The sequence below is a fragment of the Streptomyces sp. JLBG701 genome, assembly GCF_058544905.1.
In genome coordinates this window covers 4,826,450-4,850,389 of sequence record NZ_CM178588.1, presented here as the reverse complement: position 1 = coordinate 4,850,389, position 23,940 = coordinate 4,826,450, and the positions used below count along the sequence as shown (strand labels likewise).

At 70.2% G+C, this 23,940-nt stretch carries 21 protein-coding genes; 9 read left to right on the top strand and 12 right to left on the bottom strand.

The window, feature by feature from the left end; translation table 11 throughout:
- Window positions 1–18: 18 nt before the first annotated feature.
- Window positions 19–537, bottom strand: coding sequence for a GNAT family N-acetyltransferase (locus tag AC5DRG_RS22175; protein ID WP_491812336.1), 519 nt, complete (start codon window positions 535–537; stop codon window positions 19–21).
- A gap of 201 nt (window positions 538–738) precedes the next feature.
- On the opposite strand from AC5DRG_RS22175, the gene AC5DRG_RS22170 reads away from it, so the two are divergent.
- Both AC5DRG_RS22170 and AC5DRG_RS22165 read left to right on the top strand, forming a co-directional pair.
- Window positions 739–1,737: a sigma-70 family RNA polymerase sigma factor gene (locus AC5DRG_RS22170; RefSeq protein WP_491812335.1), complete on the top strand. Its 999-nt coding sequence runs from the start codon at window positions 739–741 to the stop codon at window positions 1,735–1,737.
- A 432-nt stretch (window positions 1,738–2,169) separates the two neighbouring features.
- A complete protein-coding gene (locus AC5DRG_RS22165; protein WP_491812334.1) occupies window positions 2,170–2,913 on the top strand; it encodes a TetR/AcrR family transcriptional regulator in 744 nt (247 codons plus the stop codon).
- 21 nt (window positions 2,914–2,934) lie between these two features.
- Here AC5DRG_RS22165 and AC5DRG_RS22160 read toward each other — a convergent pair whose 3' ends face one another.
- On the bottom strand, window positions 2,935–3,900 hold the full coding sequence (locus tag AC5DRG_RS22160) for a helix-turn-helix transcriptional regulator (RefSeq protein WP_491812333.1): 966 nt from the start codon (window positions 3,898–3,900) through the stop codon (window positions 2,935–2,937).
- Between the two features lie 62 nt (window positions 3,901–3,962).
- Here AC5DRG_RS22160 and AC5DRG_RS22155 point away from each other — a divergent pair, with 62 nt between their 5' ends.
- The 5 genes from AC5DRG_RS22155 (at window position 3,963) to AC5DRG_RS22135 (ending at window position 10,101) form a co-directional block, all read left to right on the top strand.
- Window positions 3,963–5,486: an MFS transporter gene (locus AC5DRG_RS22155; RefSeq protein WP_491812332.1), complete on the top strand. Its 1,524-nt coding sequence runs from the start codon at window positions 3,963–3,965 to the stop codon at window positions 5,484–5,486.
- Window positions 5,487–5,708: 222 nt separating this feature from the next.
- Window positions 5,709–6,470 carry a DeoR/GlpR family DNA-binding transcription regulator gene (locus AC5DRG_RS22150; RefSeq protein WP_491812331.1) on the top strand — a complete coding sequence of 254 codons (762 nt, stop codon included), beginning with the start codon at window positions 5,709–5,711 and terminating at the stop codon, window positions 6,468–6,470.
- Window positions 6,467–7,414 (top strand): 1-phosphofructokinase, encoded by a 948-nt coding sequence (gene pfkB / locus AC5DRG_RS22145; protein WP_491812330.1) that lies wholly within the window; start codon window positions 6,467–6,469, stop codon window positions 7,412–7,414. The genes AC5DRG_RS22150 and pfkB overlap by 4 nt, the downstream gene beginning before the upstream one ends.
- 271 nt (window positions 7,415–7,685) lie before the next feature.
- Window positions 7,686–9,761, top strand: coding sequence for a PTS fructose transporter subunit IIABC (locus tag AC5DRG_RS22140; RefSeq protein WP_491812329.1), 2,076 nt, complete (start codon window positions 7,686–7,688; stop codon window positions 9,759–9,761).
- Window positions 9,762–9,864: 103 nt separating this feature from the next.
- Window positions 9,865–10,101: a hypothetical protein gene (locus AC5DRG_RS22135; RefSeq protein ID WP_491812328.1), complete on the top strand. Its 237-nt coding sequence runs from the start codon at window positions 9,865–9,867 to the stop codon at window positions 10,099–10,101.
- Between the two features lie 31 nt (window positions 10,102–10,132).
- Here AC5DRG_RS22135 and AC5DRG_RS22130 read toward each other — a convergent pair whose 3' ends face one another.
- From AC5DRG_RS22130 to AC5DRG_RS22115, 4 genes are all read right to left on the bottom strand, one after another.
- Complete coding sequence (locus AC5DRG_RS22130; RefSeq protein WP_491812327.1) at window positions 10,133–10,879, bottom strand: DUF6227 family protein; 747 nt, start codon at window positions 10,877–10,879, stop codon at window positions 10,133–10,135.
- A gap of 193 nt (window positions 10,880–11,072) precedes the next feature.
- Entirely contained in the window at window positions 11,073–12,287 is a 1,215-nt protein-coding gene (locus tag AC5DRG_RS22125; protein ID WP_491812326.1) for a L,D-transpeptidase, read from the bottom strand.
- Between the two features lie 204 nt (window positions 12,288–12,491).
- Window positions 12,492–13,520 carry a P1 family peptidase gene (locus tag AC5DRG_RS22120; RefSeq protein ID WP_491812325.1) on the bottom strand — a complete coding sequence of 343 codons (1,029 nt, stop codon included), beginning with the start codon at window positions 13,518–13,520 and terminating at the stop codon, window positions 12,492–12,494.
- Between the two features lie 40 nt (window positions 13,521–13,560).
- On the bottom strand, window positions 13,561–14,763 hold the full coding sequence (locus AC5DRG_RS22115) for a low temperature requirement protein A (RefSeq protein ID WP_491812324.1): 1,203 nt from the start codon (window positions 14,761–14,763) through the stop codon (window positions 13,561–13,563).
- Between the two features lie 138 nt (window positions 14,764–14,901).
- Here AC5DRG_RS22115 and AC5DRG_RS22110 point away from each other — a divergent pair, with 138 nt between their 5' ends.
- Window positions 14,902–15,084, top strand: a complete 183-nt coding sequence (locus AC5DRG_RS22110; protein ID WP_491812323.1) for a hypothetical protein — start codon at window positions 14,902–14,904, stop codon at window positions 15,082–15,084.
- 67 nt (window positions 15,085–15,151) lie between these two features.
- On the opposite strand, the gene mscL is transcribed toward AC5DRG_RS22110, so the two are convergent.
- From mscL to AC5DRG_RS22080, 6 genes are all read right to left on the bottom strand, one after another.
- Window positions 15,152–15,616, bottom strand: a complete 465-nt coding sequence (mscL, locus tag AC5DRG_RS22105; RefSeq protein ID WP_491812322.1) for a large conductance mechanosensitive channel protein MscL — start codon at window positions 15,614–15,616, stop codon at window positions 15,152–15,154.
- A gap of 138 nt (window positions 15,617–15,754) precedes the next feature.
- Window positions 15,755–16,318, bottom strand: a complete 564-nt coding sequence (locus AC5DRG_RS22100) for a hypothetical protein (protein WP_491812321.1) — start codon at window positions 16,316–16,318, stop codon at window positions 15,755–15,757.
- A gap of 187 nt (window positions 16,319–16,505) precedes the next feature.
- Window positions 16,506–17,339, bottom strand: a complete 834-nt coding sequence (locus AC5DRG_RS22095) for an S-methyl-5'-thioadenosine phosphorylase (RefSeq protein WP_491812320.1) — start codon at window positions 17,337–17,339, stop codon at window positions 16,506–16,508.
- A 108-nt stretch (window positions 17,340–17,447) separates the two neighbouring features.
- The gene (locus AC5DRG_RS22090) at window positions 17,448–17,798 is read right to left on the bottom strand and encodes an FmdB family zinc ribbon protein (protein ID WP_491812319.1); all 351 of its coding nucleotides are present in this window, start codon (window positions 17,796–17,798) and stop codon (window positions 17,448–17,450) included.
- Window positions 17,799–17,865: 67 nt separating this feature from the next.
- Window positions 17,866–19,128: an MFS transporter gene (locus AC5DRG_RS22085; RefSeq protein WP_491812318.1), complete on the bottom strand. Its 1,263-nt coding sequence runs from the start codon at window positions 19,126–19,128 to the stop codon at window positions 17,866–17,868.
- Window positions 19,129–19,405: 277 nt separating this feature from the next.
- A complete protein-coding gene (locus AC5DRG_RS22080) occupies window positions 19,406–20,944 on the bottom strand; it encodes a potassium/proton antiporter (RefSeq protein WP_491812317.1) in 1,539 nt (512 codons plus the stop codon).
- 228 nt (window positions 20,945–21,172) lie between these two features.
- On the opposite strand from AC5DRG_RS22080, the gene AC5DRG_RS22075 reads away from it, so the two are divergent.
- On the top strand, window positions 21,173–23,926 hold the full coding sequence (locus AC5DRG_RS22075; RefSeq protein WP_491812316.1) for a penicillin acylase family protein: 2,754 nt from the start codon (window positions 21,173–21,175) through the stop codon (window positions 23,924–23,926).
- The last annotated feature ends 14 nt before the right edge of the window (window positions 23,927–23,940 follow it).

The window sequence follows — 23,940 nt, the reverse complement described above, 5'->3', positions numbered from 1 at the left end:
CGCGGCTCCTGTTCTGACCTACAGCTCCTTCTCGTACCAGGCGACGTCCCAGTACCGGCCGAACTTGCGGCCCACCTCCGCGTAGGTGCCCACGTGCCGGAAGCCGAAGCGTTCATGCAGCCGCGTGGACGCTTCGTTGGGCTGTGCGATGCCCGCGTAGGCGCGGTGCAGGTCCTCGTCCGCCAGCGTCGCGAAGAGGGCCTTGTAGAGCAGCGTGCCGATGCCACGGCCGCCCGTATGCGGGGCCAGGTAGATGGTGACCTCCACGGAGGTCGAGTACGCGGGCTTCGGCCGGTAAGCGCTGGATGTGGCGTAACCCAGAATCTCCTGTGAGTCCACGGCCGTGGCAACCATCAGCCGGTGCGGTCCGTCTTCAAGGTGGGAGAGCAGCCAAGGGCGTCGCTCTTCCGGCGCGAAGACCGCGGTATCGAATGTGATGGGCGTCTCACGTACATAGTGGTTGTAGATGTCGGTGAGGGCATCGAGGTCAGCCTCGATTCCCGGCCTGACCTGCACCTCTGTACGTTCCGACAACATCACGGCTCCCCTCGTGGCGGCACAGGGTACTGCAAGATCATAAAAATAGGGGGGCGGGTTGGGAATTCTGTCCGGATTCCAGTCGTTCTTTCCATCGGATGCCGGACACAGGACGAGAGTCCCGAGAGTGTCGGGAGTCAAGTAGCCGGTATCGGGCATCCGAAGGACCACCCGCTGACTCACCATCGCAAGGGAGCACGCATGGCAACCCGTGCCGTCGCCCGTCGTAAGTCCGCCACCGGCGAGACCAGCGGCGTGGCACGCAGTGTTCGCACCCATGGCGGCGAGATCGCCGACCGCGACCTGGTCGGCATGTATCTCGACGAGATAGCGCGCACACCGCTGCTCGACGCCGCCAAGGAGGTCGAGCTGTCCCAGATCATCGAAGCGGGCGTGTTCGCCCGGCAGGTCCTCGACGGCGAGGCGGAGTCCGGGGTGGACGCCACTCGCGAGGAGCTTCAGGCCCTGGTCGACGAGGCGGAGCGTGCCAAGGACGTCTTCATCCGTTCCAACCTCCGCCTGGTCGTCGCCGTGGCGCGCCGCTACCCCCGGGCCGGCCTGCCCCTGCTCGACCTGATCCAGGAGGGCAACGCGGGCCTGGTGCGCGCGGTCGAGAAGTTCGACTACGCCAAGGGCTTCAAGTTCTCGACGTACGCGACCTGGTGGATCCGTCAGGCGATCACCCGCTCGATAGCCGACCAGTCGCGGACCATCCGCCTGCCCGTCCACCTGGTGGAGGAGCTGGGCCGGATCCGCCGTGTGCAGCGCGAGTTCAACCGCGAGCACGGCCGCGACCCGGAGCCCGCGGAGATCGCCACCGAGCTCGGCTCGACGCCGGAGCGCGTGACGGACGTCCTCGACTGGGCCCGCGACCCGGTCTCGCTCAACATGTCGGTCGACGACGACGGCGACACCCAGTTCGGCGACCTGCTCGAAGACACCTCCGCGGTGTCGCCCGAGCAGTCCGTCATGACCCTGCTGCGCAGCGAGGAGCTCGACGACCTCATCGGCCGCCTCGACCAGCGCACGGCCTCGATCATCAAGATGCGGTACGGCATCGAGGACGGCCGGGAGCGCACGCTGACCGAGGTCGGCAAGGAGCACGGCCTGACGCGCGAGCGCATCCGCCAGATCGAGAAGCACGCCCTGCTGGAGCTGAAGAAGCTGGCCCGCCAGACCGGCTTCGACGCGGCGGCGTAAGGCGGCGGCGTAGGCGCGGCGAGCGGGTCTTGGGGGCGACATGCGGGGGCGCGTACGGATGCGCGTGCGCCGGGTGGCGTACGACCGTCCGTGGCCGCGTACGCCGGGTGGCGCAGGCCCGCGCAAACATGGCGGTGTAATGCCGCTTCAATCCACTGGGCCCTGGGAACAAGACTTCAGGGCCCAGGAGTTCAGGTCCTGGGGTCATGCCCGCAGGACCTCCTGAGCCAAGTCCCGACGCACTCCCCCCCCAGCGCCGGGACTTTCCCTGAGCCGGGCTCCGGCGCCTCTCCCCCCCCCCCCTGGCGCTGGGGCCCGGCTCTCTATTGCCCGGGGGTGTGCGGCATGGTTGAGGGCGGGGCACCCCGTACCTGAACACCGGGGTGGCCCGCCAGATGGCAGATTGTGCCACATGGGCATAACCTGCCGAGCGTGAGCAGCCCCACCCCCGCACCAGCATCGCCGTCCACTCCGTCGGCCTCGGGCACGTCCGCCCCGACGGTCTCCCTGACCGAGCGACGCAAGGCCGAGACCCGGATGGAGATCGCCCGAGCGGCGGCCGGCCTCTTCGTCAGACGCGGCCTGCGTGCCACCCGCGCCGAGGACATCGCCCAGAGCGCCGGTATCGCGCCGCGCACCTTCTACCGGTACTTCGCCACCAAGGAGGAGGCTGTCGCCCCCCTCTACGCGGCCGGCGCCCAGCGCTGGGCGGAGGCGGTGCGCGAGGCCCCGGCCGAACTGTCCGTCCCCCAGGCCCTGGAGTACGCGGTACGGCACACGCTGACCCCCGGCGTCGGGGTGTCGGCGTCCTCCTGGGAATGGGTCCGCACCCTGGTCCGGCTGGCCCAGGCGAGCCCGGCCCTGCGCAAGGTGTGGGCCGAGGTGTGCCAGGCGTCGGAGGGGAGGCTGGCGGAGGTGCTGGCGGGGCGGGCGGGGTCGGCGGGAGCCGGGGACAACGTTGCCGGACAGCTGCCCGACGGTGCCGAACCGTCGGCCGTGAGTCCGGCGCTGCGTTTCGCCGCCGCGGTGGCAAGTGCCGCTGTCCGTACGGCAGTCGAGGGATGGGCGGCGGGCGACACCCCCTCCGACGGTCCGAAGGGCCCCGCCGAACTGGCCCTGCGCAACCTCACCGCACTGCGGGACTTCCCCTGGGACGCGGTGACGGCCAAGGGCTGAACCGCCTGCCTCCCGGGGAGGTCAGGCGCTCGCCGCCCGAGTCAGTCGCGCACCCAACTCCCGTACACACTCGACGAGTTCCGCGGGTTCCTGAACCGTGAACTCGCAGTCCAGCATCGCGAGCCGCACCGCCAGCCATTCGACGGGGTCTCCCGTGGTGGCCGTCAGGCGGCAGCTACGGGGGCCGAGGGGCTCGGGCGGGGTGAGCCAGGCCGGCAGCCGGGGCGCGACGGCCTCCGCGGACTCGGCGAACGTGACGGTGAACTCGTAGGTCTCCTGCTGCCGTTGGATGGACTGCCGCAGATACTCCGCCGCGCTCCCCGTCGGCAGCTCGCGCGGTGTGAAACGCGCCCCCGTCGCGAACGGGTCGCTGACCCGGTCGACGCGGAAGGTGCGCCAGTCGGCGCGGTCGAGGTCGTAGGCGACGAGGTACCAGCGGCGGCCGGTCGACACGAGCCGGTAGGGCTCGGTCACGCGTCGCGACTCGGTGCCGTCCTTGGCCCGGTAGGCGAACCGCAGCCGCTCCCGCCCCGCCACCGTCGACGCCATCACGGTCAGCGTCTCGGGCGCGATGCTCGCCCCGTCCCCGCTGGTCAGCGGTGTGGTCGCGGCCTGGAGGGTGGAGACGCGATGCCGCAGCCGGGACGGCAGCACCTGTTCCAGTTTGGCGAGCGCCCGTACGGAAGCCTCGTCGACGCCTTCGAGCGCGTGCCCGGCGCCGGCCCGCAGCCCGACCGCGATCGCCACCGCCTCCTCGTCGTCGAGCACCAGCGGCGGCATCGCCTTGCCCGCGACCAGCCGGTAGCCGCCGTCGGAACCCAGGGTCGCCTGCACGGGATAACCCAGCTCACGCAGCCGGTCGATGTCCCGCCGGACCGTACGGCGGGACACCCCGAGCCGCTCGGCGAGCTCACCGCCGGGCCACTCGCGAGGCGTCTGGAGGAGGGAGAGGAGCTGGAGGAGCCGGGCCGGGGTGTCCGTCGTCATACGGACGAGGATGCCGTAGAACTAGGACATGATCTGACCTAATGGGGTTCTAGCTTGAGGACATGACCTCCACCGAGACCCCTCTCACCGCTGAGCCCGCCGCAGGCGACCGGCGTCGCTGGTTCGCCCTCGCGATCGTGATGACCGCGGCCTTCATGGACCTCGTCGACGTGACCATCGTGAACATCGCGATCCCGTCGATACGGCGGGACGCGGGCGCCTCCTTCAGCCAGATCCAGTGGATCACCGCCGGTTACGCGCTGGCCTTCGCCGCCGGTCTGATCACCGGCGGGCGGCTCGGCGACATCCACGGCCGCAAGCGGCTGTTCCTGATCGGCATCGGCGGCTTCACCCTCGCCTCCGCGCTGTGCGGCTTCGCCGCGAACCCGGAGATGCTCGTCGCCTCCCGCATCCTGCAGGGCGGCATGGCCGCGCTGATGGTGCCGCAGGTCCTGTCGATCGTGCACGCCACCTTCCCGGCGCACGAGCGGGGCAAGGTGTTCGGGCTCTTCGGCGCGATCGTGGGGCTGGGGGCCGTCTCCGGTCCGCTGCTCGGCGCGCTGCTGACCGAGTGGAACCTGTTCGGCCTGGAATGGCGCCCGATCTTCCTCATCAACCTGCCGGTCGGCATCGCGGGCCTGCTCCTCGGCCGCCGCTTCATCACCGAGTCCAAGGCTCCCCGGGCCCTCAAGCTGGACCTCGTCGGCGTCGCGCTCGTGACGCTGGGCCTGCTGATGCTGCTCTACCCGCTGACCCGCGGGCGTGAGCTGAACTGGCCGCTGTGGGGGTACGTCTCGATGGCCGGCGCGTTCGTCGTCCTCGCGGTGCTGGTGGCGTACGAGCGGCGCAAGAGCGCGCGGGACGGCTCCCCGCTGGTCGAACTGTCGCTGTTCAGGGTGAAGAGCTTCGCCGCGGGCATCGCCGTCCAGACCGTCTTCGGGCTCGCCCTCGGCATCTTCTTCCTGGTGTGGACGCTGTACATGCAGGACGGCCTGGGCTGGAGCCCGCTGCGGGCCGGGCTGACGGGGGTTCCGTTCTCCCTCGCCGTGTCGGTGGCGGCCGGTCTCTCGGTCGGGAAGCTGGTCCCGCGCTTCGGGCGCAAGGTGCTCCAGGCGGGCGCGCTCGTGATGGCGATCGGCGTGCTGCTCTACATCTGGGAGTCCGACCGGTACGGCATGGGCATCGCCTCCTGGCAGATGGCGCTCCCGCTGGTCGTCATGGGTGCGGGCATGGGCCTGATCGTCGCCCCGCTCACGGACGCGGTGCTGTCGGAGGTGCCGCGCGAGCACGCGGGCTCGGCGTCGGGGCTCATCAACACCGTGATGCAGATGGGCAACGCGCTCGGGCTCGGCCTCGTGTCGGTCGTGTTCTTCGGCGAGATCGGCGACCGGCTGACTCCGGCCCAGATCGGCCCCGCCTTCGCAGACGCCTTCGAGCACGCGCTGGGCTGGGTCGCGGCGGTGCTGACGACCATCTTCCTGCTGATGTTCGCGCTGCCGAAGCGGCCGGCGCAGCATCTGGAGGGAGCCGAGGGCGGCGAGCCGGGACTCCGGGTGGAGGCCAAGGAGCCCGAGCTCGTCCCCTGAGTCCCCTCCCTGGGGACAGGGCTTCCTCTCTGGCGAAGGGCCCGGTACCTGACAGGTGCCGGGCCCTTCTGTCGTACCCGGAGAGGTCCGAAAGTCGTATCCGGACACAGCCAAAAGTCCGTTCATGCCCGGATGGCGTCCGACCCTGTTTACTTTCCGGAAATCCGGGCGTAGCCTCCAGACGAAACCACAAGTTCGGGCAACGGTCGGAGGTGAACGGACATGTACGCACCGGAGCGACAGCAGGAGATCCTCCGGCTCGCCCGTGACGGCGGCCGGGTGGATGTCGTGTCGCTGGCCGAGGAGTTCCAGGTGACGGCGGAGACGATCCGCCGCGACCTGAAGGCCCTGGACCGTGCGGGCCTGCTCCGCAGGGTGCACGGCGGTGCCATACCGGCCGGGCGCCTCGACTTCGAGCCGGACCTCAACGAGCGCGAGTCGACGTCGGCCGACGAGAAGGACCGCATCGCCAAGGCGGCCCTCGCGGAACTGCCGACCGAGGGCACGATGATCCTCGACGCCGGCACAACGGTGGCGCGTCTGGCCGGGGCCATCCCCCTGGAGGCCTCGCTCACCGTCGTCACCCACAGCCTGCCCATCGCGGCCCGCCTCGCCGACCACCCCGGCATGCAGCTCCACCTCGTCGGGGGGCGCGTACGGCACCGTACGCGCGCCGCCGTGGACGCCTGGGCGCTGCGCGCGTACGGCGAGATCCGGGCGGACGTCCTCTTCGTGGCGGCCAACGGCTTCTCCGCCGAACACGGTCTGACCACCCCCGACCTCGCCGAGGCGGCGGTGAAGCGGGCGGCGGTCGCGGCGGCCCGCCGAGTGGTGCTCCTCGCCGACTCGACCAAGCATGGCCAGGAGCACTTCGCCCGTTTCGGGGCCCTGAGCGACGTGGACCTGCTGATCACCGACAGCGGGCTGAGCCCCGAGGATGCCGCCGCCATCGAGCGCGGCGGTACGGAAGTAGTGCGCGCATGATCCTCACCGTCACCCCCAACCCGTCGCTCGACCGCACCTACGAGGTCCCCTCCCTCGACCGCGGCGAGGTCATCCGTGCCACCGGCGAGCGCATGGACCCGGGCGGCAAGGGCGTCAACGTCTCGCGCGCCGTCGCGGCCGCCGGGCAGCGCACGGTCGCGGTCCTGCCCCTGGGTGGTGCGCCGGGGGCGCTCGTCGCCGACCTGCTCGACGCGCAGGGCATCGAGGTCGCGCCGGTCCCGGTCGCCGGAGCCACCCGCTCGAACATCGCGCTCGCGGAGGCGGACGGGGTGCTCACGAAGATCAACGCGCCGGGTCCCGAACTGTCGGCGGCCGAGCAGGAGCTGCTCCTGGAGACGGTGCGCGTGCAGTCGCGCGACGCGGACTGGATCGCGTGCTGCGGGAGCCTGCCGCGGGGGCTCGCGCCGTCGTGGTACGCCGAGGTCGTCGCGCGGGCGCACGCCGGGGGCGCGCGGATCGCCCTTGACACCTCGGGGCGCGCGCTCCTGGAGGCGCTGCGCGAGCGGCCCGACGTGGTGAAGCCGAACGCCGAGGAGCTCGCGGAAGCGGTCGGGCGCCCCCTGGCGACGGTGGGCGACGCGGTGAAGGCGGCCGAGGAGTTGCGCGAGCTGGGCGCGGGCGCCGTGCTCGCGAGCCTGGGCGCCGACGGGCAGTTGCTCGTGGACGGCGCGGGCGCCTGGTTCGGCAGCGCGCGCGTGGACGTCGTACGCAGCAATGTGGGCGCCGGTGACTCCTCGCTCGCGGGCTTCCTGATCGCGGGCGGCAGCGGCCCGGAGGCGCTCGCCTCGGCCGTCGCGCACGGCGCGGCCGCCGTCCAGCTGCCCGGCAGCGTGATGCCGACCCCGGGCGACCTGGACCTGGCGGCGGTCACGGTCACGGCCGAGATCCCGGTGGACCGCACACTGACGGAGCCGGTCTCATGAACGTACGTACGACATCCCCCTGGCCGTCCCCTACGACGGCTCCCGGACCGGCACTGAAGCGGCGTAACTCCCCGTTACTCGCCGCAGCCACCGGGAGGCAGGGTCCTACCCGCCCTGCCGCCCTGGGGAGGCGGGGTTTCCCCGGCCCCGCCTCCACCAACTCCCCTGACCCCGCCGCCGAGGCGGTCCCCACAAGCCCCCACTGCACCACCCCCGTCCCCGTTTGCGCCCACTCAACTCCCCGGGCGATACGCGTGCGAAGGAGCCCGCGATGAGCGACATGATCACCGCGGACCTGGTCGACCTCGACCTGTCCGCCGATACCAAGGAAGCGGCGGCGCGTGCCCTCGCCGAGCGCATGGTGGCCCTGGGCCGGGTGACCGACCTGGAGGGCTTCCTCGCCGACGTGGCCGCCCGTGAGGCGCAGATGCCGACCGGCCTCGACGGCGGCATCGGCATCCCGCACTGCCGCAGCGAACACGTCACCGAGCCGACGCTCGGCTTCGGGCGCAGCGCGGCCGGCATCGACTTCGGCGCGGCCGACGGTCCTGCCGACCTGATCTTCCTGATCGCGGCGCCCGCCGGCGCGGACGACGCCCACCTGACGATCCTGTCGTCGCTGGCCCGCCAGCTGATGAACGCCGAGTTCACCTCCGCGCTGCGGTCCGTGGACAACCCGGCGGACGCGGCGGCGCTCATCCGCGGGGACGAGTCCCCGGCGGCCGAGGGTGCCTCGGTCGCGAGTGCCTCCGAAGGCTCCGTGGCGGCGTCGGGGGCGGCCTCCGCCGACGCCGCCACGGGTAGTGAGGGCGTGGAGGGCGGCTCCGGCGAGGCTGAGCGGCCGTTCCGTATCGTCGCCGTCACCTCCTGTCCGACCGGTATCGCGCACACGTACATGGCGGCCGAGTCGCTGGAGAACGCGGGCCGCGAGGCCGGTGACGTCGAGGTCGTCGTCGAGACGCAGGGCTCGGCCGGTTTCACCCGGCTCGACCCGGCCGTGATCGCGGCGGCGGACGGCGTGATCTTCGCGCACGACGTGCCGGTGCGGGAGAAGGAGCGGTTCGCCGGGAAGCCGACCGTGGACGTCGGCGTGAAGGCCGGCATCAACAAGCCCGCCCAGCTGATCGCCGACGTGCGCGGCAAGGCGGAGCGCGGCGAGGTGACCGCGGGCGCGGCCTCCGGCGGCACGCCGGTCGAACGCGCCGGTGACTCCGGCGAGGGCTACGGCACCAAGCTCCGCAAGTGGCTGATGTCCGGCGTCAGCTACATGGTTCCGTTCGTCGCGGCGGGCGGTCTGCTCATCGCCCTCGGCTTCGCGATCGGCGGCTACAAGATCAACGCGGCGCCGTCGGTCATGGACCACTTCGTGTGGACCCAGGGGGACAGCTGGGGCGCGCTGCTCTTCCAGATCGGCGGCGTGGCCTTCGGCTTCCTCGTCCCGGTCCTGGCCGGCTACATCGCGTACGGCATGGCGGACCGGCCGGGTCTGGTCCCAGGCTTCGTCGGCGGCGCGATCTCCCTCACCATCAACGCGGGCTTCCTCGGCGGTCTGGCCGCCGGTCTCATCGCCGGTGGCGTGGTGATCGCGATCCAGAAGGTCAAGATCCCGACAGCGGTGCGCGGCATCATGCCGGTGGTGGTGATCCCACTCATCTCGTCGGCGATCGTCGGGTTCCTGATGTTCGTGGTGATCGGAAAGCCCATCGCCTCGGCCCAGAAGGGCATGACGGACTGGCTGAACGGCCTCTCCGGCGCCAACGCCGTCCTGCTCGGCATGCTGCTCGGCCTGATGATGTGCTTCGACCTCGGCGGCCCGGTCAACAAGGTCGCGTACACCTTCGCCACCGCCGGCATCGCGGTCGCGAGTCCCAGCGACTCGGCGATGAAGATCATGGCGGCCGTGATGGCGGCCGGTATGGTTCCGCCGCTGGCGATGGCCCTGGCCACCACCGTGCGCGGCAAGCTCTTCACCCCGACCGAGCGCGAGAACGGCAAGGCGGCCTGGGTGCTGGGCGCCTCCTTCATCTCGGAGGGCGCGATCCCGTTCGCCGCGGCCGACCCGCTGCGCGTCATCCCCTCGTCGATGGTCGGCGGCGCGGTCACCGGCGCCCTGTCGATGGCCTTCGGCGCCACCCTGCGCGCCCCGCACGGCGGCATCTTCGTGGTCCCGCTGATCGGCAACCCGTTCCTCTACCTGATCGCCATCGCGGCGGGCGTCTGCGTCACGACGGCCCTGGTGGTCGTCCTGAAGGGCATGCGCAAGCCGGCGCCCGGGACACCGGGCTCGGGACCGGCGGAGGGCGCGGCCGTCACGACGACGGAAGCGAAGCAGCCGGTCGCCGCGTAGGAGAAGTCACACCCCTTTGGGTCGCTGTGAGTTGTTCGCGGCACCTGCGAGATACGTCACGGTCCGGGACCAAAGTCCCGGACCGTGGTGTCTACTGGAGCGCATGCCTGAGCACGCCTCGAACCTCCAGCTGATCGGTGTGGCCGTTCTCGCCCTGGCGACCGTCGCCTGGGTGGTCGGCCTGACACGCATCCTGCGCGGCAGCCGCTTCGAGGCCGCCACTCTCCACGCCCTCCCGCACCAGCGGCAGTCGAGCCCCCACCTGGAGTCCGTGGAACTGACCCCGGCGGAGCGCGACGCGTTCGCGGGTCTGGTACGACAGCTCAGCGACGGCCGCTGAACCAGGCGCCCAAGGCCTACAGGCCTACGGCCTAGGAAAGCTGCGCCGCCCGCCGCTCCATCGCATCCCGCGCCGCGTCCTCGGTGACGTACACCTCGCACATGTGCCGCCCGTCGGGCGTCGCCGTGTGCTCGACCTCCCAGAGGGAGACCTCCTCGCCGTCGCGCAGCAGGAACGCGTGCTCGTAGAGCGAGAAGCACAACCCGGCGCGACCCGCGCGGCACGGGCGGCCGAAGGCCTGCGTGATCTGGTGCGCGAACGCCGCAGTCAGCAGCGTGGCCGTCTTCGCGTCCGGCCGGTCCGGATTCTCCGCCCGGCGCAGAAGCCGGCGCGCGTGGTCCGCCGAGTCGTCGGGCACGTACGCGTGCCGAGGCAGGGGGATGGGCGACAGCTGCACTGTCACCGGCAGCTCGAAATCCGGCGCGTCCGGCGGCAGCGGCAGGCGCGCGGTGGCGGCGCGCAGCTCCTCCTCGTCGACGTACACCTCGTGCTGCGGCTCGCTGCCCGGCGCGGTGTTGTGGACGAGCTCCCACAGCGTGAGCGCCGAGCCGTCGGCGAGCAGCCACGTGTGCCGGTACGTCTCGCGATGCAGCCCCGCGCTGTGGTGCGCGGAGTGCAGTGAACTGTCGTGCGCCAGCGCGCAGTCGAGCCGCCGTATGGTCTCGTCGGGCAGCTCGAACGAGTTCAGGGCACGCCCGAGGAGTCGCGCGAGGTGCTCCTCCGGAGACTCGGGCGACTCAGGTGGTTCGTACGCTGCAGTCTCGTACGGAACGCTCAAGGTTTCTCCCGGCGTTGCTGCATGTCACCTTGTGGGTGCATACCGTAGCCCCTCGGTCGGACATCATGTCCGGGAACCGAGAAAACGTACGCTCAGAAGACGCCCGGGCCGCGCGGATAGTTCCCACGCGGCCCGATAGACCGTCAAATTGATCGTCGAACGGACCGTCAAAAGAAGCCGGTCAGACGGTATTTCACGCGATCCACTGGCTCCACGGCAGATTCCAGCCGTTCAGCCCGTTGTCCGGTGAGACCGTCTTGTCGGGGGAGTTCTTGACGATCACGACGTCCCCGAGGATCGAGTTGTCGTAGAACCACTTGGCGCTCGTGTCGCCCTGGGCACCCTTGACGTCCTGAAGCCCGACGCAGCCGTGGCTCGTGCCCTGGTTCCCGAAGGGCGGGTTGGCCTTGCTGTACCAGTAGTTGCCGTGGATGAACGTCCCCGACGTGGTCAGCCGCATCGCGTGCGGGACGTCCTTGATGTCGTAGGCGTTGGCGAGGTCCACCGTGCGGCTGTCCATGCGCGTCTGCAGGAGCTTCTCGGAGATCACCATCTGCCCGTTGTACGTGGAGAACTCCGCGCTGCCCGCCGAGATCGGCACCGACTTGAGGGTCTTGCCGTCCCGCACGACCGTCATGGTCTGCGTGTTGACGTCGACCGTGGAGACCTGCGAGCGCCCGATGGTGAAGGTCACCGACTTCTTCTGCACCCCGTAGACGCCGTTCGCGCCCTCGACCCCGTCCAGGTCGATGTTCATGGTGACCTTGGAGCCGGCCTTCCAGTACTCCTGGGGCCTGAAGTCGAGCCGCTGGGCCCCGAACCAGTGCCCGACCACCTTCTGCCCGCTGCTGGAGGTGACGGTGATGTGCGACTTCACGGCCTGCTGGTCACTGATGGCCTTGTCGAAGGTGAACGACACCGGCATCCCGACACCGACCGTCGTGCCGTTGTCCGGCGTGTACGTCCCGATGAAGCTGTTCGCCTTGCTCACCGTGGTGAAGAGGGAGTCGGCGGTGGCGGCGCGACCGTTCGTGTCCTTCGCGGTCGCCGCTATCTCGTACTTCGTCCCGCGCTCCAACTGCTCCTTCGGCTTCCAGCTCGCGCCGTCGGCGGATATGAAGCCCGCTACGGCCGTCCCCGTCCCCGCCACCGTCATCTTCACCTCGGTCAGCGTGCCGTTGCTGACCTTCACGCCGGTGGTGTTGATCGACGCGCCCGTCGAACCGTCCTTGGCCGAGATGAGGATCTTCGCGGCGGAGGCCTTGGCGGCGTCCTTGCCGCTCTTGGCGTCGTCGCTGTCGCCGTTGGCGTTCGCGTTGCCGCCGCACGCGGTCAGGGTGAGAGTGCCGACCATCAGGGCGGCACAGGCCCCGAGTACGCGCCGCGCTGCTGTGTCCGGCGTTGTCACGGGCTGCTCCAGGTTCGTGTGAGGTGAGTGGTCCACTTCAGTGCGTGGAGAAAGAGGGGACCGGCACCCGGTGGGGTTCCCTCCGAGTACCGACGCACGCCATCACGTGACAGAACCGGGACAATCGCCCGCACAAGACCCGCGCCGTGTCGAACCCGCGCCGCGCGCACGCGCCCCCGCGGATCGCCGCGCCCGCTACCGGCCTTAGCGCTCCCCGTACAACTCCTCGTACGACGGCCACACCCCGCCCGGCCCGTCCACCGACTCGGCGGCGCGTACGGCGCGCACGATCGCGCGGGTCACCAAGTCCGCGCCCGCCGCGAGGATCTCGTTCAGCGCGAGGGGGTTCTCGGCCCGCAGCGGGCGCGCCCCTGTCGCCAGCGCGAACACCGTGTCCCCGTCGTCGAGGAGATGCACCGGCCGCACGGCGCGCGCGATACCGTCGTGCGCCGTGCCGGCCACCTTCTGCGCCTGCGCCTTGGACAGTTCGGCGTCGGTGGCGACCACCGCGAGCGTGGTGTTGAGCGGCGGAGGCGCGTTCTTCGCGGCGGTCTCGGCGAGCCGCCGGCGTGCGTTCTCGTGGACGTGCGCGGCCGGATAGTCCACGCGCCCCTGGAACAACTCCCCGTACAGAACGCCGGTTTGAGGGTCCCGCACCGACCCCGCCGCGTTGGCCACCACCAGCGCGGCCACCGTGATCCCCGAGTCGAGGACGGTGCTCGCGGTGCCCACCCCGCCCTTCAGCAGACCGGCGGCGGCTCCCGTGCCCGCGCCCACACAGCCCTCCGGCACGCGCGCGCCGGGCTCGCTCGCCGCGGCCGCCTCGACCGCCGCCCGGCCGACGGAGGCATCGGGCCTGGCCCGGAAGTCGCCGCCCCGCCCCAGATCGAAGACGCAGGCGGCGGGCACCACCGGCACGACATGCGCCGGGTCCGCCCCGACGCGTACCCCGCGCCCCCGCTCCTCCAGCCAGGCCATCACCCCCGAGGCCGCGTCGAGCCCGTAGGCGCTGCCGCCGGTCAGCACGATCGCCTCGACCTTCTGCACCAGGTTGCGCGGGTCGAGAGCGTCGGTCTCCTTGGTGCCGGGCCCGCCGCCGCGTACGTCCACGGCGGCGACGGCCCCGCCCTCCGGTGCGAGGACGACCGTGGTGCCGGTGAGCCAACCGTCGCCGGTGCGCGTCGCGTGTCCCACCCGCACGCCGGCGACGTCCGTCAGAGCGTCAACTGTCATGAGGCTCAGTCTCGCCCAGCGCGCGGCGCATCCGGAGGTGTCAGACCACCGGCGCGCTCTCCTTGGCCCTGTGCTCGCCGCCGACCGTGCGCGCCGTCAGCGTCACCCCGACCGCCACTGAGAGCGCCGCCACGACGCCCGCGGCCGGCACCGCCCAGTCGCCCAGGAACGTGCAGCAGATCACCAGCAGAGCCGTGGTCGGCAGCACCAGTTGCTGGGCGATGCCCACCTTGAAGTGCCGCGCGTGCAGCACCCAGACGGCGAGCAGATACAGCGCCGTCGGCAGGGTCACGGAGGCCGAGGCCGCCAAGGTGGAGATGTGCGCCTTGCCGACCGCCTGCTCGACCGCCACCTCAAGGCCCGCGCCGATCGCGGCCGCCGACGCGAAGATCACGTAGTGGCCGTATCCCCACAGGAACGCGTGAGCGTTGGATCGCAGGTGTCCGTGGATCGGCACCACGAAGTAGATCCACCAGGCGGAGAACACGATCAGCAGTCCGCCCGCCGCGATGGGCAGCAGATCGGCCAGCGCGTGATGCTCGTCGAAGGCGGACTTCACGGCGACCGTGGCCGCGGCGATCGTCTCGCCGAGCACGATGATCGTGAACAGTCCGTACCGCTCGGAGATGTGGTGCGGATGCCAGGACGTGGCGAAGTCCTTCTCGGCGTAGACCGGCACGCACATTTCCAAGACCGCCATCACGAGGAACACCCAGCCGCGGGCCGATTCCGGCAGGACCAGCAGCCCCAGCCAGCCGACCTGGCACAGCAGCACGCCGCCGGCGTACCGCAGCGCCATGGTTCTCTCCGCGCCCTCGGTCGATATGGCCACCCGCAGCCATTGCGCGACCATCGCCAGCCGCATGATCAGATAGCCGAGCCAGACGGCCACGAACTCGTGGTCCACGAAGGCGCGCGAGACCCCGGCGGCGAGCACCAGCACGCCGGCGATCTGGACGAGAGTGACGACCCGGTAGAGCGCGTCGTCGTTGTCGTACGCCGAGGCGAACCAGCTGAAGTTCATCCACGCCCACCAGATGGCGAAGAAGACCATCGCGTAGTTGAGGATCCCCTCGCCCGCGTGGCCCTCGGCGATGGCGTGCACGAGCTGGACGCCCGCCTGGGCGATGGCCACCACGAAGCACAGGTCGAAGAAGAGCTCCAGCGGAGTGGCGACGCGGTGTTCCTCGCCGCGGGCGCGGGCACTGAGCCTGCGCAGTGGCGGAGTCGAACGGGATGTCATGGGTCCAAGCACAGCAGATAACGTCCGGAAATTCTTGTGAGCGCTTTCACAAGCGGTGAAGGGCATGCTCAGCCCCACCCCGGAAGCCACGGCGCTCGCCCGGAGTACCGGCCGCCCCCGGGGCCGTACCCTTGGGGCATGAGTACCGCCCCCGCCCCCGAGCCGCGCGACCCGAAGGCCGAGCTCGTCTTCGACGACCCGCTGTCACAGCAGTCCTCGGACGACACGGACCGCGGCTGGGGCGAGCGACCCGGCGCCGAAGGCGACAGTGCGGCCGACCTGAGGCGCTTCCTCGACGAGAAGCCGCCCCACCACCTCTGACCGCCCCGCCAACTCTGAGCCCGGCAGGCCCAGCGGGCCGGCGCCCGCCAAGCCCCGCGAGCCTTCGCTACCGCTCGTTGTGACCCGAGCCGCGCTGCTGGGCGACAACCGCGTCGCGGATCTCCTTGAGCACCTCCAGCTCGGTGATCTCGATGACCTCGTGGGTGCCCTCCTTCGCCTTCCGGCGGGCCTCCTGCAGGGACAGGTACTTCGCCATCGGCAGGACCATCAGGAAGTACACGACCGCCGCGGTGATCACGAAGCTGAGGGTGGCACCGAGCACCGAGCCCCACATCAGCTGGATGCCGTCGGTGCCCGAGCACGCGTCGCTCAGGCACGAGCTGTAGTGGTCGAGGTTCTTGGTGCCGATCGCCCCGACCAGCGGGTTGATGATCCCCTTCACCACCGAGTTGACGATGTTGGTGAAGGCGGCGCCGATGACCACCGCGACTGCCAGGTCGACGACGTTCCCACGCGTCAGGAAGGCCTTGAAGCCTTCCCAAAGGCTGGGTTCCTTCTTCTTCTCGCTCACCTCGGGGCCTCTCCTCGCACAAACAGGTTGTGGAACAAACAGCTCCGCAACCTACGTCAGCGCGATGCAACCCTGTCCAATTGGGTACCTCGAACGAGAGACTTGACAGGATGTCACCCAGGATGTGAGACACGCGACTCAGCACAACGTCACCGCCAGCCGCGCCGTAGAGCTCGCGCCGACGAGGCGCGCCGCCGTGGAGCGCGGCACCGAGAGCACGACCAGCGCCCCCGCCTCGGCCGCGCCGTCCAGGAGCTCCGGCACCTTCGTCACCCGCGCCCCGCGCGCGACCACCCGGGCGTCACCACCCGTCGCGGTCTCCTCGGCGGCGATGACGTCGACCCGGTCACCGGGGCGCAGCAGCCGGACCGTGGCCCCGTCGGCGATCCGCACCGGCGCCGTCACCATCTCGACGGCACGGTGATGTCGTACCGCATCCGCCACCGGGCGCCCACGCGCCCGTTCACCACGGTCGGGTTCCGCCGTATCGCGCGGGCCGGCCGCCACGAGCGCGGCCGCGGTCACCGCGAGCCCGGCGGCCACGGCCCGCCTCCGGTGCCGTACGAGCCGCTGGAGCTGATAACGCCCGCCGCGCACCCGCACGGGGGCGAAGTGCGGCACCTCGCACGTGGCGGGAGCGTCGGTGCCCAGCGGGCGCGGAGAAGGAGGAGAAGCGGGAGACGGGGACGGAGCGAAGGACATGGGACCACCACCTGCGACGAGGGATCGGCTTGCGCTGCCCACGATGAGGCCTCGCGCCGATGCCCGCTGGAGCCGGTGGGCTACTGGCGGGTTGTGGACAACTCCCTCACCCGAACGAGGAGTTCCGCCGTCGCCGGGCGCGGTTGTGCACAGCCGCCGTCACCCACGGCCGTCGCCGGGCCGCCCGCTACGGCAGCTCGAACCCCGGATCCATCCCGCCCAGCGCCGACGTGCACAGACAGTCCCGCTCCTCGTTCGCCGGCAGCCCGGCCACCGCGTCGAACAGCACGCCCCGCAGCCGGTCCACGTTGGCCGCGAACACCCGCAGCACCTCGTCGTGCGAGACGCCCTCGCCGGTCTCGGCGCCGGCGTCGAGGTCGGTGACCAGCGTCAATGACGAGTAGCACAGCTCCAGTTCACGGGCGAGCGCCGCCTCGGGATGGCCGGTCATGCCCACCACCGACCAGCCCTGCGCCCGGTGCCACAACGATTCGGCACGGGTCGAGAAGCGCGGCCCCTCGATCACGACCAGCGTGCCACCGTCGACCGCCTCCCAGTCCCGTCCCCGCGCCGCCTTCAGCGCGGCCGCCCGCCCGGTCGGGCAGTAGGGGTCGGCCAGGGACACGTGCACCACGTTCGGCACGTCGCCGCCGGGCAGGGGCAGTCCGTCGAAGTACGTCCCCACCCGGGACTTCGTACGGTCGACCAGTTGGTCCGGCACGAGCAGCGTGCCCGGCCCGTACTCGGGGCGCAGACCGCCCACCGCGCACGGGCCGAGGACCTGGCGCACCCCGACCGACCGCAGCGCCCAGAGATTCGCGCGGTAGTTGATGCGGTGCGGCGGCAGATGGTGGCCGCGCCCGTGCCGGGGCAGGAAGGCGACCCGGCGGCCGGCGATCTCGCCGAGGAAGAGCGAGTCGCTGGGCGACCCGTAGGGGGTGTCCACCTGGATCTCGGTCACGTCGTCGAGGAACGAGTAGAAGCCGGAGCCGCCGATTACGCCGATCTCTGCGTTCGCCATGCCGAGCACACTAGCCGGACCCGGAAACGCACAGGAGGCCTCCTCCGGCTCCGAAAACGCCGAGGACCCTGTCGTCGTACGACGACAGGGTCCCGTAAGCGGAGTGCGTTATGCGGCCGAGCTGTTGCTCGACGAGGAGCCGGTGCTCGACGACTTCGAGTCCGAGGAGGACGACGACGAAGAGGACGACGACGAAGAGGACGACGAGGTCTTCGTGTCCGAAGACGACGATGACGAGGACGCCGCCGGCTTCGACGACGCCGGTGAGCTGCTCGACGAGGAGCTGCGGCTGTCGTTGCGGTAGAAACCGGAGCCCTTGAAGACGATGCCGACCGCGGAGAACACCTTCTTCAGGCGGCCACCGCAGCTGGGGCACTCGGTGAGGGCATCGTCGGTGAACTTCTGCACCGCCTCGAGGCCCTCGCCGCACTCGGTGCACTGGTATTGGTAGGTCGGCACTGTCTTCCTCCTGGCACTCTCACTCAATGAGTGCTAACGACGGTCCATAGTGACGTATTCCTCGGGATCAGTCCACCGCCACCGGCACGCGGTGACCGACGCCACGTGCGACGGTGCGGCTGCGCGGCCGTGTCACCAGCCGTTCCCGCAGTGCCACGAGGGTCGTCAGGGCGAGCGCCGTGCCGATCATCGGGACCAGGAATCCGGCGCCGTCCCAGAGGCGGTCCTCCAGCTGTCCGGCGACCGTGACGGCGGCCGCCTGGCCGAGGGCCACCGCGCCGGTCAGCCAGGTGAACGCCTCGGTGCGGGCCCCTGCCGGGACCAGGCCCTCGACCAGCGTGTAGCCGGTGATCAGGGCGGGCGCGATGCACATGCCGACCACGAGACCCAGGCCCGCGAGGACGAGCACCGAGTGCGCGGCCCACAGGCCGGAGGCCGCCAGCGCGAGCGCCGTGTACCCGACGACGAGGCGCTGCCGCGGGGCGACCTTCCAGGCGACGGCGCCGCACACGATGCCGGAGAGCATGTTGCCCGCGGCGAAGATCCCGTACAGGACGCCGTTGAGGCCGGGCTCGCCGATCGACTCGGAGAACGCGGCCAGCGAGACCTGCATACCGCCGAAGACGGCGCCGATGCCCAGGAAGGCCGCGATCAGCACGCGCACTCCGGGGACGCGCAGCGCGGAACCGTGCTCCACGCGTGCGTGCCCGAAGGCGGTGACCGTGGGCTGTGTGCTCTTCTGCGCGGCGAACAGCAGACCGCCGATCAGCGTCAGCGACGCCTCGGTCACCAGGCCGGCGGCCGGGTCCACCGCCGTGCACAGGGCGGTGGCCAGCAGCGGGCCGAAGACGAAGGTCAGCTCGTCCGTGACGGACTCGAAGGCCGCCGCGGTGGTGTTCAGGGGCGAGCCCTGGAGCTTCACGCCCCAGCGGGCGCGCACCATGGGCCCGATCTGCGGCACCGAGGCGCCCGTGGGCACGGCCGCCGCGAACAGCGCCCACAGGGGCGCGTTCGCCAGCGCGAGCGCCGTGAGGGTCAGGACGGACAGCGTGTGGACCAGGACGCCTGGGAGCAGCACGGCGCGCTGTCCGTACCGGTCGGCGAGGCGGCCGGTGCAGGGCGCGAACAGTGCCATGGAGACACCGGTCGCGGCCGCCACGGCGCCCGCCGCCCCGTACGAGCCGGTGGTGTGCTGCACGAGCAGCACGATGGAGATGGTGAGCATCGCGAACGGCTGGCGTGCCGCGAAGCCGGGCAGCAGGAACGTCCAGGCGCCGCGGGTGCGCAGCAGTTGTCCGTATCCAGGGCGGGAAGTGACCGTGGATGCCACGGCCCGTGCCTTTCTGCCGCCTGGTAGCGCGGCCCCAAAGCCGGGGCGGCGGCGCCGAGAGCTGTCCTCTTGCGCGGACTGCGGTAGATGCCGTAGCCCACTACGGAGCGCTTCTCGGCCGCCATACGGTCGCGCCAGCACTGCATCAGGCAGAGTTGGTTCGATCAGAATGCGCCTTCATCATACAGGGAGTAACGCGTGGTGCGCCTGTGAAAGCGAGCACCACGCGCGCATCCACCTGCGATTGGCGTGAGTGTGAACCATGCGAAACACGCACTTAACGACTCGGGTCGGCGGTGTCCGTTCCGAGCCACCCGGCCAGCTTGCCGCCATGGCCCACCGCGCGCAGCCGCTGTTCCGCCGCGTCCCGGACCGGATCCGTGGCGACCACGAGCAGTTCGTCGCCGCGCCGCAGAACCGTCGTGGGCAAGGGAACAAACGATTTTCCGTCGCGTACGACGAGAGTGACCGCGGCGCCGGCCGGCAGCCTCAGCTCGTTGACCTCGACGCCGTGCATCTTCGAGCCGTCCGGGATCGCGACGGACAGCAGATGCCCGCGCAGCCGCTCCAGCGGCGCCGACTCGATGCCGAGGTCGGTGGCCTCCGGCCCCTCGCCCAGCCGCAGCTTGCCGGCCAGCCAGGGCAGCGTCGGCCCCTGGATCAGGGTGTAGACGACGACCAGGACGAAGACGATGTTGAAGATGCGGCGGCTGCCATCGACGCCGTTCACCATGGGGATGGTCGCCAGGATGATGGGTACGGCGCCGCGCAGCCCGGCCCACGACATCAGCGTCTGCTCCTGCCACGGCACCCGGAACGGCGCCAGGCTGGCCACCACGCTCAGCGGCCGCGCCACCATGGTCAGCACCAGCCCGATGACGAGCGCGGGCCAGATGTCGTCGCCCAGCTCGTGCGGGGTGACCAGCAGGCCGAGCAGGACGAACATGCCGATCTGGGCGATCCAGCCGAGCCCGTCGGCGAACCCGCGCGTGGCGGGCCAGTGGGGCAGTCGGGCGTTGCCGAGCATCATCGACGCGAGATAGACGGCGAGGAACCCGCTGCCGTGCGCCAGTGCGCCCGCCGCGTACGCCGTGACCGTGATCGCCATCACGGCGATCGGGTAGAGGCCGGAGGCCGGCAGCGCCACGTGTCTCATGCCCCAGGCGCCCAGCCAGCCCACCGCGAGACCTATGGCCGCGCCGATGGCCAGCTCAAGGGTTATCTCGCCCAGCAGCACGTACCAGTGCTCGACGGGGCCTGCCGTGGAGAACGAGACGACCAGGATGACCACCGGGGCGTCGTTGAAGCCCGACTCCGCCTCCAGCGTGCCCGTCACGCGCGCGGGGAGGGGGATTTTCCGCAGCACGGAGAAGACCGCCGCCGCGTCCGTCGAGGACACCACCGCGCCGATGATGAGCGCCTGCCGCCACTCCAGCCCGATCAGATAGTGCGCGCCCGTGGCTGTGACGCCGACGCTCACCGCCACCCCGACCAGTGCCAGCGTCGTGGCGGCCGGCAGGGCCGGCTTGATCTCCTTCCACTTCGTGCCGAGTCCGCCCTCGGCCAGGATCACGACCAGGGCCGCGTATCCGATGACCTGGGTCAGTTCGGCGTTGTTGAAGTGGATGCCGCCGATGCCGTCCTGGCCCATGGCGACGCCGATCCCCAGGTATACGAGCAGGCTGGGGAGCCCGCTGCGCGAGGAGATCCGGACCGCTGCCACAGCGACGAGCAGGACGAGCGAGCAGACGAGCAGAAGCTGGTTGAGGTGGTGGACAGTCAGCGGCCGTTCCCTTCCCTGGCTCACGCGCGGCACGCGTGCGTGGGCTCACGTACATCGGACACGAAGCGATGGCCCTTCGCACCCAACTACTTCATTACCTTACCTAACTCTTGACGATTTCTTGACGCTTCACGGGGCAAGATCGAACGTCCGTCCGCGCTGGTTCCCTACTCCGCGTCAAGTGGCGCGAGGCCCTGCGCCTATGGTTGCTCCAGCACTCCAGGACCGCCTGCCGCTCGCGTTAGGACAGCAAGGACAGCGATGCCCCCCAACACCACCGCCTCATCGGGTCAGCAGCCCGGCAAGTCCGGCAGGAAGAAGGGGCGCAAAGCCCGTCTGTTCGTGCTCGTGCTGGTCCTGGCCATCATCGGCGGTGTCGCCTACGGGGCCTACTGGTCGATCAGCACCGTCCGCGCCTCCTTCCCGCAGACAAAGGGTTCGATCACACTCGACGGTCTGTCAGGACCCGTCGACGTCAAGCGCGACAGCTACGGCATCCCGCAGATCTACGCCTCCTCCGACGAGGACCTGTTCATGGCGCAGGGCTACGTCCAGGCGCAGGACCGGTTCTACGAGATGGACGTACGCCGTCACATGACCTCCGGGCGCCTGTCCGAGATGTTCGGCAAGGACCAGGTCAAGGACGACGAATTCCTGCGCACCCTGGGCTGGGACCGGGTGGCGAAGGAGGAGTACGACAAGACCCTGTCGGACTCCACCAAGAAGTACCTCCAGGCGTACGCCAAGGGAGTCAACGCCTACCTGCAGGGCAAGGACGGCAAGGACATCTCCCTGGAGTACGCCGCCCTGGGCTTCATAAACGACTACAAGCCCGAGAAGTGGACCCCGGTCGACTCGGTCGCCTGGCTCAAGGCGATGGCCTGGGACCTGCGCGGCAACATGAAGGACGAGATCGACCGCTCCCTGATGACCAGCCGCCTCGGCCCTCAGCAGATCGCCGACCTCTACCCGGAGTACCCGTACAGCCGGAACGAGACGATCGTCCAGGAAGGCCAGTACGACGAACTGACCGGAACGTTCGAGCAGAGCGGCGGCACCGGCGGAACGTCCACGAGCGGCACCACGGGCGCGACGACGGCCTCGGACACCACAGGTCTGCAGAGCCAGCTCTCGAGCCTCTACAACGTCCTGGACGACCTCCCGACGGCAGTCGGCGTGAACGGCAACGGCATAGGCTCCAACTCCTGGGTCGTCTCCGGGGAGTACACGATCACGGGCAAGCCGCTCCTGGCCAACGACCCGCACCTGTCGGCCTCGCTGCCCTCCGTCTGGTACCAGATGGGCCTGCACTGCCGCAGCGTCTCCAGCAAGTGCCAGTACGACGTCTCCGGCTACACCTTCGCCGGCATGCCCGGCGTGATAATCGGCCACAACGGGGACATCGCCTGGGGCATGACCAACTCCGGCGTCGACGTCACCGACCTCTACCTGGAGAAGCTCAGCGGCGACGGCTACCTCTACGACGGCAAGGTCAAGCCGTTCACCACGCGCGAGGAGACCATCAAGGTCGCCGGCGGCACGTCCAAGACGATCGTCGTCCGGCAGACCAGTGACGGAATGCCCCTGCTGTCCGACCGCGACAACGAACTCGTGAAGGTCGGCAAGAAGGCCGAGGTCGACACCGCGGCCCCCGACCGCGGCGACGGCTACGGCATCGCACTGCGCTGGACCGCACTGGACGCGGGCACCTCCATGGACGCCGTCTTCGCGATGGACAAGGCGTCGAACTGGACGGAGTTCCGCGACGCGGCCGCCCTCTTCGACGTGCCCTCGCAGAACCTCGTCTACGCCGACACCGAGGGCAACATCGGCTACACGCTGCCCGGAAAGATCCCCACGCGCGGGAAGGGCACCGGCTACATTCCGGCGCCCGGCTGGGACTCCGACTACCGCTGGACCGGCTACCTCAAGCAGTCCGAACTGCCCTACGAGTACAACCCGGACCGCGGCTACATCGTCACCGCCAACCAGGCCGTGGTCGGCAAGAAAAAGGTCCCCTACACGCTGACCACGGACTGGGGCTACGGCACCCGCAGCCAGCGGATCACCGACCTGATCGAGTCGAAGATCAAGGGTGGCGGCAAGATCTCCACCGACGACATGCGTCAGATGCAGCTCGACAACAGCAGCGAGATCGCCAAGCTGCTCGTGCCCAAGCTGCTGAAGATCGACATCGACGATCCGGACGTCCGCGAGGCGCAGAAGCTCCTCGAAGGCTGGGACTACACCCAGGACGCCGACTCGGCGGCGGCCGCCTACTTCAACTCGGTCTGGCGCAACATCCTCAAGCTCGCCTTCGGCAACAAGCTGCCCAAGGAACTGCGGGTCGAGGGTCAGTGCCTGTGGGTCGAGAAGGTCGACTCCACCGGCCCGGTGGACGAGGACAACGAGGTGCGCGAGTGTGGCGAGCGGGAGGCCGACCAGGCGCAACCGAGCGGCGGCGACCGCTGGTTCGAGGTCGTTCGCAACCTCATGGACGACGAGGACAACGACTGGTGGACGACGCCCAAGTCGGGCACCCGCCCCGCGGCCACCAACCGTGACGAACTGTTCAAGCGCGCCATGATCGACGCCCGCTGGGAACTGACCTCCAAGCTCGGCAAGGACATCGACACCTGGAGCTGGGGCCGGCTGCACCGCCTGTTCCTGAAGAACCAGACGCTCGGCACCGAAGGCCCCGGCTACCTCCAGTACGTCCTCAACCGCGGCCCGTGGAAGCTCGGCGGCGGCGAGGCGACGGTCAACGCGACCGGCTGGAACGCGGCCGGCGGCTACGGCGTCGTCTGGGTGCCGTCGATGCGGATGGTGGTCAACCTCGACGACCTCGACAAGTCGAAGTGGATCAACCTCACCGGCGCCTCCGGACACGCCTACAGCGCCCACTACACCGACCAGACCGACAAATGGGTCGAGGGCGAACTGCTGGACTGGTCCTTCTCGGAGAAGGCGGTCGACGACAGCACGAGCGACACATTGGTGCTGCAACCGTCGTGAGCCGCTGAAAGCAA